This is a genomic window from Paractinoplanes ovalisporus (genome assembly GCF_016834655.1).
GTDB lineage: Bacteria > Actinomycetota > Actinomycetes > Mycobacteriales > Micromonosporaceae > Actinoplanes > Actinoplanes ovalisporus.
In genome coordinates this window covers 35,152-46,673 of the sequence record NZ_JAENHP010000011.1, presented here as the reverse complement: position 1 = coordinate 46,673, position 11,522 = coordinate 35,152, and the positions used below count along the sequence as shown (strand labels likewise).

At 72.2% G+C, this 11,522-nt stretch carries 9 protein-coding genes; 6 read left to right on the top strand and 3 right to left on the bottom strand.

Annotation, left to right across the window (positions count from 1 at the left end):
- Positions 1-28: 28 nt before the first annotated feature.
- Positions 29-1,480, top strand: coding sequence for a carboxylesterase/lipase family protein (locus JIG36_RS28980; RefSeq protein ID WP_203379576.1), 1,452 nt, complete (start codon positions 29-31; stop codon positions 1,478-1,480).
- On the opposite strand, the gene JIG36_RS28975 is transcribed toward JIG36_RS28980, so the two are convergent.
- Positions 1,402-1,884, bottom strand: coding sequence for a DUF6578 domain-containing protein (locus tag JIG36_RS28975; protein ID WP_203379575.1), 483 nt, complete (start codon positions 1,882-1,884; stop codon positions 1,402-1,404). The two genes, JIG36_RS28980 and JIG36_RS28975, sit on opposite strands and share 79 nt — an antisense overlap.
- Positions 1,885-1,947: 63 nt before the next feature.
- On the opposite strand from JIG36_RS28975, the gene JIG36_RS28970 reads away from it, so the two are divergent.
- Positions 1,948-2,457, top strand: a complete 510-nt coding sequence (locus JIG36_RS28970; RefSeq protein ID WP_203379574.1) for a hypothetical protein — start codon at positions 1,948-1,950, stop codon at positions 2,455-2,457.
- Positions 2,458-2,538: 81 nt separating this feature from the next.
- Here JIG36_RS28970 and JIG36_RS28965 read toward each other — a convergent pair whose 3' ends face one another.
- Positions 2,539-3,621, bottom strand: a complete 1,083-nt coding sequence (locus tag JIG36_RS28965; protein WP_307872949.1) for a hypothetical protein — start codon at positions 3,619-3,621, stop codon at positions 2,539-2,541.
- A gap of 213 nt (positions 3,622-3,834) precedes the next feature.
- Here JIG36_RS28965 and JIG36_RS54240 point away from each other — a divergent pair, with 213 nt between their 5' ends.
- The 3 genes from JIG36_RS54240 to JIG36_RS28950 are packed head-to-tail and all read left to right on the top strand — an operon-like array spanning position 3,835 to position 8,913.
- Entirely contained in the window at positions 3,835-5,340 is a 1,506-nt protein-coding gene (locus JIG36_RS54240) for a GGDEF domain-containing protein (protein ID WP_203379572.1), read from the top strand.
- Positions 5,341-5,396: 56 nt separating this feature from the next.
- Positions 5,397-7,694 carry a bifunctional diguanylate cyclase/phosphodiesterase gene (locus JIG36_RS54235; protein ID WP_203379571.1) on the top strand — a complete coding sequence of 766 codons (2,298 nt, stop codon included), beginning with the start codon at positions 5,397-5,399 and terminating at the stop codon, positions 7,692-7,694.
- Between the two features lie 46 nt (positions 7,695-7,740).
- Positions 7,741-8,913, top strand: a complete 1,173-nt coding sequence (locus JIG36_RS28950; RefSeq protein WP_236048426.1) for an NAD(P)/FAD-dependent oxidoreductase — start codon at positions 7,741-7,743, stop codon at positions 8,911-8,913.
- Here the strand turns inward: JIG36_RS28950 and JIG36_RS28945 are convergent.
- On the bottom strand, positions 8,906-9,871 hold the full coding sequence (locus tag JIG36_RS28945) for a hypothetical protein (RefSeq protein WP_203379570.1): 966 nt from the start codon (positions 9,869-9,871) through the stop codon (positions 8,906-8,908). The genes JIG36_RS28950 and JIG36_RS28945 overlap by 8 nt on opposite strands.
- 148 nt (positions 9,872-10,019) lie before the next feature.
- Here JIG36_RS28945 and JIG36_RS28940 point away from each other — a divergent pair, with 148 nt between their 5' ends.
- Entirely contained in the window at positions 10,020-11,513 is a 1,494-nt protein-coding gene (locus JIG36_RS28940) for a DHA2 family efflux MFS transporter permease subunit (RefSeq protein ID WP_203379569.1), read from the top strand.
- The last annotated feature ends 9 nt before the right edge of the window (positions 11,514-11,522 follow it).

Sequence of the window (11,522 nt, the reverse complement as noted above, 5' to 3'; positions counted from 1 at the left end):
CGGCCGGGGCTCGCGTGAGGATGCCGCCATGTCGACTTCGGAGGTCGCCGTCGCGGCCGGAAAACTGCGCGGCCGCTGGGAATCCGGGGTGGCCGTGTTCCGCGGCATCCCTTACGCGGCGCCGCCGGTCGGGCCCCGCCGGTTCGCCGCGCCGCAACCGGCTCCGGGCTGGGCGGGCGTCCGGCCCGCGGGGTCGTTCGGGCCGCCGGTGCCGCAGGCCGACATGTTCGGCGGCGCACCGGACCCGGCGGCGGGCGACGACTGGCTGACGGTCAACGTCTGGACACCCGACCCCGGCCCCGCGGCGAGGCTCCCGGTGATGGTGTGGATCTACGGTGGTGGTTACACGGTCGGCATGTCGAGCTGGCCCGAATACGACGGCGGCCACCTGGCCCGCGACGGTGACGTGGTCCTGGTGACGTTCAACTACCGCCTCGGCGTCGAAGGCTTCGCCGCGATTGCGGGCGCACCGGCCAACCGTGGCCTGCTCGACCAGGTCGCCGCCCTGGAATGGGTGCGCGACAACATCGCGGCCTTCGGCGGTGACCCGGCCCGGGTCACGGTCTTCGGCGAATCGGCCGGCGCCGGCTCGGTGGCGGCCCTGCTGGCCATGCCCCGTACGGCCGGGCTCTTCCGCCGTGCCGTCGCGCAGAGCGTGGCCGGCCCGTTCTTCTCTCGCGAGCTCGCCGACGACATCGCCGCCGCGCTGGCCGCCGAGGTGGGGAAGCGGCCTACGGTCGACGACCTGTCCGATGTGGATCCGGCTCGCCTGGCCGCGCTCGACCCGTCACGACCGGCCCGCTGGGGCGCGGCCGGTCTCAGATCGATCCTGTTCGCCCCCGTGGTCGACGGCGAGATCCTGCCGGCCACGCCCTGGCATGCTTTGGCGGCGGGCGCCGCGCGGGAGGTCGACCTGCTGGCCGGCCACACCCGCGACGAGCACCGGTTGTTCGCGCTGATCGAAAGCCCGACGGGAACCGACCTCGGCCCCTTCGTCCCCGACGACCTCGGTCGATACAGCGCGGCCTACCCGGGGTCCGACCTCCACGAGATCGTCCATTCCGACTGGCTGTTCCGCATGCCCAGCGTCTTCCTGGCCGACGCACACGCCCGGGCCGGCGGCCGCACCCACTTCTACGAGCTGACCTGGCCGGCGCCCGGCCTGGGCGGCACCCTGGGCGCATGCCACGGCCTCGACGTCCCGCTGGTGTTCGGCAACCTGACCAGCGGCCGCCCGGCAATGCTGCTCGGCGACGATCCCGGCGACGACGCCGCAGCGCTGTCGTCCCAGATGCGCGCCGCGTGGACGGCGTTCGCCACCTACGGCGATCCCGGCTGGCCCGCCTACACCCCCGACCGTCGCCTGACGCAGATCTTCGACGTCCCGGCCACGGTGGCGCCCTATCCCGAGCAGGCCTCCCACCAGATCTGGCAGACCCACCCCTTCGACCCGCTCACCTTGGCCCCGGACCTCCGCTGACCTCGGCTGGGCGCGGAAGGTGTCGCCGGCCGGTTGTCCGGGTTCGGAGTGTGGAGGCGTACGAGGAAGCCTGCGAAGAAACGGTCGTCGAGGTCGCTGGTCCACTTCGCGGCGGCCGCGACGGGAGTGATGAGGCCGGAACCAGCGACCGGCTCAGGGTCGAAACGGCAGTGCAGCATGGCGATCGAAGCCACGGTGCCCGCGGTCGGCGGGGTGCCCGGTTCGCCGTGATGGTCCTCGACCGCGTTCACGGTTGCGGCGAAACCGTTGTGCGTGGCGGCGTCGAGCCAGTCCAGCTCGGCCGGCTGAGGGGTTCGGAGCCGCCACGAGACCGCGTCGCCCCGGCGGAACGGCGTGCCGCAGCAGTTCATCTGCCAATGGGCGATCCACACGGTGAGAGGCACCGCCCGAGCCTGCCAGACCTGCTGCGCGCGGCGTCGCTGGACCGGCGTCGCTACCTTGGGCCGGTGCGAACAGTGGAGGTCACCGCGCCCGGCGGGGCGCGGTGGAGCGTGCGGGTGGTGTGGGAGCCGCGGTGGCGGGTGATGGCCCGGCGGTTCGGCGGGTGGCGGGCCAAACGCAGCAAGGACGTCGGGCCCGGCGATGTGCTGGGCGGCGGCGCCGACGTGAGTTCCCGGCTCGGCAGCAACGGGGGTGGTGGGAGCATCGGCGACGAGCTGGTGGTCGTCGCGATCGCGCTGTTCGCCCTGGTCGTGGCCGGCGTGCTGTTCTGGTGGGTGCTGCTCCCGCTGCTGCTGATCGTGCTGGACGGCCTGATCGTGCTGGTCCTGCTGCTCGTCTCGGTGGTGGCCCGCGTGCTGTTCCGGCGGCCGTGGATCGTGCGCGCGGCCTCCGGGTCGGGCGAGGTCGACGAGGTCGAGGTGGTCGGCTGGCGGGCCGCGCTGCGCCGCCGTGACGCGATTGCCGAGTCGCTGCGCCACGGTCTGAACCCGGCGTCCGAGACGGTCGCGCGCTGAACGACACCCGGGCCGGTCGATGGTCAGCCGCGGCGTCCGAGGCGGCTTGGTGCTGACCGGCGGCCCGGGCCGGCCGAGGGGTCAGTCGCTCAGCTCGTGGTCGATGCGCCGCCGTTCCTCGTCGCGCAGCCGCGCGTAGTGCTCGGCCCGGGGCTGGTCGCCGACCTTGGCGGCGGCCTCGGCGGCGCTCTGCCACACCACGAGCGGGAGCCGGGGGACGTCCCGCGCCTGGCGGTCGGCCTCGGTGAACGCCCGCGCCGCCAGGTCGCCGTCGGCCGCGACGGCCAGCCGGAGCAGCTCCTCGACATACATCCGGCCCAGGCCTACCTCGGTCCAGCCGGACACGTCGGCCAGGGCCCGGCGGCACTCGCTCAGCGCCGCCCAGGCCGCGTCGTGGTGGTCGGCCTGACGTTCCAGCTCGGCCAGGGTGTGCCAGGCCGACGCGCGGTCCCAGGCGCTCTCCGCGAAGGCCAGGCTGTCGCGCTGGGCCGCGGCCGCTTCGGCGAACGCGCCCAGCTCGGTCAGCTCGTATCTCAGGGTGGACAGCGTGTCCCGGTCGCGCGTCCGGCCGGCCGCCCACTGATCCAGCAGCTCACGGGCCCGCGGCCGGTCACCGGCGAACTGGGCCCGTTCGATCAGGGTCAGCGGGTCTTCGTCGGCCGGGTCGTCCGGGAAGGTCAGCCGTTGCCGCTCCGCCCACTCCGTCACGCCCTCCTCGGAGATGTCGGACCGGCCGGCGAGATATTCCAGCACCTCGTCGCGGTCGGGGTGCCCGCTCTCCCGTACGAAATCGAGGGTCGCCCGCACCCCGGCCGCGAGCAGGTGCTCGCCGTCGTAACCGCACCAGGTGTCGAAGTTGGCCCGCTTGATCTCCCACTGCAGCCAGACATCCTCGACCTGCCGGTGCTCGGCCACGAGGGCGCCGGCCAGCGTGATCTGGTCGGTGAGCCCCTGAAACGGCGCTTCCCGGCGGCACACGGCCTCCTGCCGGGCCAGCCACCGCAGCAACGGCAGGTCTTGCGGGCGGCGGTCGTACTGCAAAGACCACAAGACCTGAGCCCGCCGTACGGCGTTACGGTCGTAGTCGTATCCGTCGTCGCCGGTCGCCTTCTCGTAGCAGAGCTCCGCCCACAAATCCGGCGACTCCCGATACCTGTCCGTCACCGCACCAGCATCGCATCGACCCATTCCGCTGTGCGCCGCAGGACCGTGGCGTCACCGGCCGATGGGTGAACCCGGGCAGCACCTCGCCGGGAGCCAGGCTGCGACGCCAAAGGCGCCCTGACGTGGTGGTGAACAGGCCGGTGAATGGCCGGTCTGACGTTCAATCCGCCGGAGAAGGCCCCAAGCGGCCCGCGGATTGCCGATTATTGAGCGGTGACGCACGATCTGCTGGACCACACCGACCAGCCGGTCGACGTGGCGGCCATCCGCGCCACCGAGCCGGAACCGGACGCCGGGAACGAACCCGACGAGACGAGGCAGGCCCGGCTCAAGCGGATCTGGCTGGCCTGGCTCGGCGCCGGACTGCTCTTCTCGGTGGGGCAGATGTTCACCGCCGCCGACGGCAAGGTCGGCGGACTGCTCAACGTCCTCATGCCGGTGCTGTTCAGCGCCGGCATCGTGGCCGGCGTCCGGCTCAACCGGCCGCGGTCGATCTGGCCGTGGATGGTGCTCTCGTCGGCCGGGCTGGTCACCGTCGCCGGCTTCGGCATCTGGGCGGCCGGGGCCGTGACCGCCGCCTTCGCCGTGTTCATGAGCGTCTACCTGGTCGAGGCGGTGGCCCTGCTGCTGATCGTGCGCGGCGGCTCGTGGCGGCAGGACCGGGCCGGACTGCTCGACACTGCGATGATCAGCGTGGGGCTGACGCTGGCCTGCTGGATGCTGGTCATCACGCCGCTGATGCGGGTGCGCACGGCGCTGCCGGACGAGTTCTTCGTGGCGCTGTTCCCGCTCGGTGACGTGCTGCTGCTGAGCGTGCTGGTCCGCCTGTTCACCTCGCGGGGCCTGCGTAGCGCGGCGTTCTGGCAGATCAGCGTCTCGGTGCTGTTCCAAGCCGTCACACACATGGCGTCCCTGCTGCCGGCGATCTTCTCGGTTGCCGCGCCCGACGTCCGCGCGGTCTCGTCGATGTCGGCGTTCCTGATGGCGGCCGCGGCCTTCCACCCGTCGATGCGCACCCTGACCAGTGTGCCGTTGCGCCCGGTGACCGACATGTCGCCGCGACGGGTGCTGCTGGTCAACCTCGCCTGCATGGGCGCGCCGGCCTTGCTCGTCGCGCAGGGCCTGCTGCAGGGCGACAAGGTCAGCTGGCTTGCGGCCGGTGTCGGATGCATGCTGCTTTTCGGCCTGGTCACGCTGCGCATGATCGACCTGGTCGGCCAGGTGCAGGACAAGGCCCGCCAGCTCGACGCCGTCGCGCACATCGACGCGCTCACCGCCCTGCCCAACCGCCGGGCCTGGGACCTCGAACTCTCCCGCCGCATCGCCGCCGCCCACCGCCACGGCACCCCGGTCGTGGTCGCCATCTTCGACCTCGACCACTTCAAGAAGTACAACGACGAGCACGGCCATCAGGGCGGCGACGAGCTGCTCAGCGCGGCCGCGGCCGCCTGGCGCACCCAGCTGCGCCCGGAGGACCTGCTGGCCCGCTACGGCGGCGAGGAGTTCGGGGCCGTCTTCGACCACTCGCGGCTGGCCGAGGCCGACCACATCATCGAACGGCTGCAGGCGGTGACCCCGTCCGGTCAGACGTTCTCGGCCGGCGCCGCGCAGTGGAACGGCATCGAACCGGCCGAGGCCCTGCTCTCCCGGGCCGACGCCGCCCTCTACGCGGCCAAACGGGCGGGCCGTAACCGTGTCTACGTCTCCGCCACCCGCTGACCTCATCTGCGCAGTTCGGGGCACCTCTACGGCCGGGTTGTGCGACCTTGGGAATTGTGGGGAAGAGGTCGGCGCCGGTGTGGGTGGCCCTCGGCGCGACCGTGGTGCAGATCGGCTGCGCGTTCACCGTCTCCACGCTCAGCGGCCTCGCCGGGTTGATGCTGGCCAGCGCGGTGACGGTGATTGTCGCGATTGTTGCCGGGGTCCGCCGGCACCGGCCACGCTTCCCGGGCGCCTGGTGGCTGATCCTCACCTCGGTGGCGCTGGCCCTGGCCGGCAACGTCATCTGGGCCACCGCGCTGCCCTCATCGGTGACCAGCAACGCCGCCGCCATCAACGTCATCTACGGCATCACCTACCCGATCCTGTGCGCCGGCGTGGCCGTGCTGCCCAACCACCGCCGCCCGGGCGCCGCGAAGGTCGGCATGACCGAGAGCGCCATCATCACCTGCGGCACGGCCGTTGCCTGGTGGATGCTGTTCGTCGACCCGCGGCTGATCGACACCGGCAGCATCCACACCCACGCCTACCTGCTGGTCGAGCCGTTCCTCGACCTGATCCTGCTCGGGCTCGGCGTCCGCCTGCTGCTGCTCAGCGACTCCGGCGCGCTCTCCTACCGGCTCGTCTCCGCCTCGTGCCTGGCCCGGCTGGCCGCCGACACCGCCTACCTCACCGTCGGGAGCAGCGCCGGCTTCCCGACCTGGGTGAGCATCGTCGGCTGGGTCGTCTGCAACGGCCTGCTCGCGGTGGCCGCCCTGCACCCGTCGATGGGCCGGACCGTGCCGCTCACCCCGGACGGCGCCACCCCGGGCCGGCCGGGCACCACCCGCATCTACATCGGCACGGTTGTGGCCACCCCCGTGCTCACCGGGCTCTTCCTGCTGCGCGAGGGCGTCAACAACGAGCTGAGCAGCCTCGACGTCGTGGTCCCGTGCATCGCCACCGCCCTCACGTCGGCGCTGGTCGTGCAGCGGATGCGCGAGCTCAACCGGATCGCCGCCCGGCGCGCCGCCGACGTCCAGGAGGCCCTGCACAAGGAGGCCCAGCTCCAGCAGGAGCTGCGGTTCCGCTCCGAGCACGACGTGCTCACCGGCCTGCCCAACCGGGCCGTGCTCTATGACCGGCTCACCGCAGCGCTGGCCCGGGGCCACGAGGGCGCGCTGTTGCTGCTCGACCTGGACGGCTTCAAGGAGGTCAACGACCGCTTCGGCGACACCGTCGGCGACGAGCTGCTGGTGCAGGTCGCGGCCCGGCTGCGGCTGCTGGTCGAGCGGGGTGTGGTGGCCAAACTGCACAGCGACGAGTTCGCCGTGCTGCTGCGCAACACCAGCCTCTCCGGCGCCCGCGACTGCGCCGAGCACGTGCTGGAGACCATGCGCCGCGCGGTGCCGGTGCAGAACAACGACCTGTTCGCCCCGGTCAGCATCGGGTTGCGCGAGCTCGAGGACGGTCTGATGCCGGCCGACATCGTGCGGGACGCCTACCTGGCTCTGCACGCGGCCAAGGAGGCCGGCCGCGACCAGCTGATCGTCTTCGACCAGTCGCTGCGCGAGAAGCGCCTGGAGGTGGCCCAGACGGTCGAGCGGCTGGGCCGCGCGCTGACCCAGGGCGAGCTGCTGGTGCACTTCCAGCCGCTGATCCGGCTGGCCGACGAGCGCATCACCGGCGTCGAGGCCCTGATCCGCTGGCAGCCGCCGGGGGAGCGGATGGTGCCGCCGGACCGGTTCATCGGCGTCGCCGAGGACAGCGGCCTCATCGTGGGGATCGGGGAGTGGATCCTGCGCGAGTCGTGCCGGGTGGTGGCCGGGTGGCACGGCCGGCACGGCACGGTCGTCTCGGTCAACGTGTCACCGCGCCAACTGCGCGAACCCGACTTCGGGGCGATGGTGCTGGACGCGCTGCGCGACTCCGGGCTGCCCCCACCGGCGCTGATCCTGGAGATCACCGAGGGCGTGCTGGTCGACCAGGGCGCGGTCACCGAGCAGGCCATCGGCCACCTGAGCATGCTGCGCTCGCACGGCATCAAGGTGGCCGTGGACGACTTCGGCACCGGCTACTCGTCGCTGGCCTACCTGCGCGATCTGCCGATCGACCACATCAAGATCGACCGGTCCTTCATGCCCGCGCCCGGCGACACCGACCCGGCCGCGCGCACCCTGGTCAAGGCCATCGTCGACCTCGCCGCGGGCCTGCGCCTGGGCACCATCGCCGAGGGGGTCGAGACCGCCGAACAGGTGGCCCTGCTGCGCGAGCTCGGCTGCGAACGGGCCCAGGGCTACTTCTATTCGCGCCCGGTTCCCGAGCCGGACGCGGCCCGTCTGATCCTGGAGTCAGCCTCCTCGGGGGTGGTCTGAACGGCCGGCGTCGTCCACTATGGCGGGGACGACGACGAGGGGGAACATGTACGACGCCATTGTGATCGGGGCCCGGTGTGCCGGGTCGCCGCTGGCCATGTTGCTGGCCCGCCGGGGCTACCGCACGCTGCTGGTCGACCGGGCCACCTTCCCCAGCGACACGGTCTCCACCCACGTCATCCACCCGCCGGGCGCCTCCGCGTTGCAGCGGTGGGGCCTGCTCGACCAGGTGACCGCGACCGGGTGCCCGCCGGTGGGGCGCTACTCGTTCGACTTCGGACCGCTGACGCTGGCCGGGGCGCCGGGAACGGCCGATTCCCCGTACGCGTACGCACCGCGCCGTCAGCTGCTCGACAAGATCCTGGTGGACGCGGCGGCCGCGGCCGGGGCCGAGGTCCGTGAGGGCTTCAGCGTCGAGGAGGTGGTCGTCGAGGACGGCCGGGTCGTCGGCATCCGCGGCGGCAACGGGCAGGTCGAGCGGGCCCGGGTGGTCATCGGCGCCGACGGGCGCAACTCGGTGGTGGCCAAGGCGACCCAGGCGGCCACCTATGAGGAGCACCCGCCGCTGACGGTGGGCTACTACTCGTACTGGAGCAACCTGCCGACCGACACCTTCGAGGCCTACAGCCGCCCGGGGCGGGGCTGGGCCGTGTGCCCCACCAACGACGACCTCACGCTGGTCATCGGCGGATGGCCGCACGCCGAACTGGCCGAGCACCGCAACGACGTCGAGGCCACGCTGACGGCCATGTTCGAGTCGGCGCCCGCGTTCGCCGAGCGCATCCGCGACGCCAAACGCGAGGAGAAGATCGTCGGCGCGTCGGTGCCGAACTACTTCCGGACCCCGTACGGGCCGGGGTGGGCCCTGGTCGGCGACGCCGGCTACAGCCGCGACTTCATCACCGCGCAGGGGATCACCGACGCCTTCCTCGACGCCGAGCACCTGGCCGAAGCGCTCGACGAGACGCTGGGCGGGGGCAAGCCGTGGGACGAGACGCTGGCCGGCTATCAGACGCGGCGTGACACCCGGGCCATGCCGCACTATCAGATGACGCTGGGGATCGCCTCGCTGCAGCCGCCGGACGAACAGATGATCCAGCTCGTCTCGGCGATCGCCGGCAAGCAGCCGGCCATGGACGCGTTCGCCCGCCTCAACTCCGGGGTCACCTCGCCGGTCGAGTTCTTCGCCCCCGAGAACGTGGGCAAGCTGGTCAGCTGACGCCCGTCACGCGCACCAGAACGGCGTGCCGGCCCGGTCCGTACTTCGCGGACCACAGGGCCAGCACGCCCTTGCGCGTCTCGGCGCTCACGTCGGCCAGGGTGGCCGCGGTGACCTCGGCCGGCAGGTCGGCCGTGTCGAGGTCGACCCAGTGCTCGCCCTCGTGCGTCACATAGCGCAGGGCCGGGGCGCCGTTGAGCACGGGCAGCCGCATCCGGAAGTGGTCGGCCAGTCCCAGCAGGCCGGCGGCGCCCCACCGGGTGGTGAAGGCCTCGAGGGCCAGCCCGCCCACGTCGCCCCGCACGCGGACCTCGCGCTGATGGTTCTCGCTCATCCGGCGGTCGCGGAACAGCCCGTACGAGAGCCAGTCGTCGACCCGGTAGAACGCGTGCGCCGGCCCGATCTGGCTGATCCGCACCTGGAACCGTTCGCGGTCGCGCTCGGGCAGCGCGTGCCGGAAGGCGTCGAGCCGTTCCAGGTTGAGCCGCATGAGCGCCACGGCGTCGGTCGGGGCGACCTGCCGGGCCCGCTCGGCCGCGTCGGGGCAGGAGGGGTCGGTGAGCATGATGCGGAAATGCACGCCCCGGTCGAGCGCCGACCGCACGGCGGCGGTGAAGTCGTCCAGATAGGACGGCTCGAGCAGCCCGGTCCAGTGTTTCCAGATGTCGACCCGGTCGTCCGAGGCGCGGATGCGCCGGATCACCTCGCGGTAGTCGAGGCGGTTGCGCCACCGCACGGCGTTGCGGTTGAGCGAGAGCACCAGCGGCTGCAGCACCAGCACGGCCAGCACCAGGTCGAACAGGTTGGCGCCGATGTTGATGCGCAGCTCGGAGCCGAACCCCTCGGTGTGCCGCATCGGCCACAGCGTCAGGAAGCTGCCGAGCAGCAGCACCGCGCCGATCCCGGCATACAGGTAGGACAACCAGTATCTGCTCCCGGGCAGCCGCGGCCGACGCATGCCCGTCATAGTGGCAGCCGGGAACCACCGCCGTCGATGCCGGGCGGAACGGTTGCGGTTCGGTTGTTTCGCTGGATACGTGCCTTATGAAACGCCGGCCTTCTGCCGATGCGGGATACGACTCGAACCCGCTCGTGGAAGGTTACGGATGACCACCGACACTCAGGCCCGCCCGGCACCGATGCCCGGGCCGCCGCCGGCCGCCCCCACCGGGCGCTGGTGGGCGCTCGTGGTGCTCGCGATGGCCCAGCTCATGGTGGTGCTGGACGCGACCATCGTGAACATCGCACTGCCGACGGCCCAGGCCGATCTCGCGTTCTCCGACGCCGACCGGCAGTGGGTCGTCACGGCGTACGCGCTCGCCTTCGGTTCGCTGCTGCTGCTCGGCGGCCGCCTGTCGGACTTCTTCGGCCGCAAGCGCATGTTCATCATCGGCCTGGTCGGCTTCGCGCTGGCCTCGGCCCTCGGCGGCGCCGCCGACGGCCTCGAGATGCTGATCGTCGCCCGCGCGCTGCAGGGTGCCTTCGGCGCGGCCCTTGCCCCGGCCGCCCTCTCGCTGCTCTCCACGACCTTCACCGAGCCCGCCGAGCGCGGCAAGGCGTTCGGCATCTTCGGCGCCATCTCGGGCGCCGGCGGCGCGGTCGGCCTGCTGCTCGGCGGCGTCCTGACCGAGTACGCCTCCTGGCGCTGGTGCCTGTTCGTCAACCTCGTCATCGCCGCGCTGGCCGTGGCCGGCGCGCTGTGGCGCCTGAACGACGAGCCGGTCCGCTCCCGCGCCCGCATCGACATCCCGGGCGTGGTCACCGCCGTGGCCGGTCTGGTCGGGCTCGTGTTCGGTCTGGGCAAGGTCGAGACCGACGGCTGGACCTCGGCCACCGCCCTGCTGCCGATCATCGGCGGCGTGGTCATGCTGGTCGCGTTCGTGGTGATCGAGCTGCGCGTCACCAATCCGCTGCTGCCGCTGCGCGTCGTGCTCGACCGCAACCGCGGTGGCTCCTACGCCGCGATCGGTATCTCCGGCGCCGGCATGTTCGGCATCTTCCTGTTCCTCACCTACTACCTGGTCGGCAACCTCGGCTTCACGCCGGTGCAGACCGGCCTGGCGTTCCTGCCCATGCTCGGCGCCATCATGCTCTCGGCCACCACGGCCGGTTCGATGCTGACCCCGAAGATCGGGCCGCGCCCGCTGGTCCCGCTGGGCGCGCTCATCGCGGCCGGTGGCATGGCCTTCCTGACCCGGCTCGACCTCGACTCCACGTACGCCTCGGGGGTGCTGCCCGGCCTGCTGATCCTCGGCCTCGGCCTGGGCCTGGTGTTCGCGCCCACCCAGAACGCCGCCACCAGCGGGGTCGAGCACCGCGACGCCGGTGTGGCCTCGGCGATGATCAACACGGTGCAGCAGATCGGCGGCTCGATCGGCACGGCCGTGCTGAGCTCGTTCGCGGCCACCGCCGCGGCCGACTACGCGTCGTCGCACCCGCAGTCGGCGACCCTCATGGCCGAGGCCTCGCTGGCCAGCTACCACACCGTGTTCTGGTGGTCGTGCGGCCTGTTCCTGGCCTGCGCCGTGGTCTCGGCGCTGCTGTTCCGCACCGGCCCGCTGGCCGTCGACCCCGACGCCCCGCGCGCCATGGCGCACTGACATTCCTCG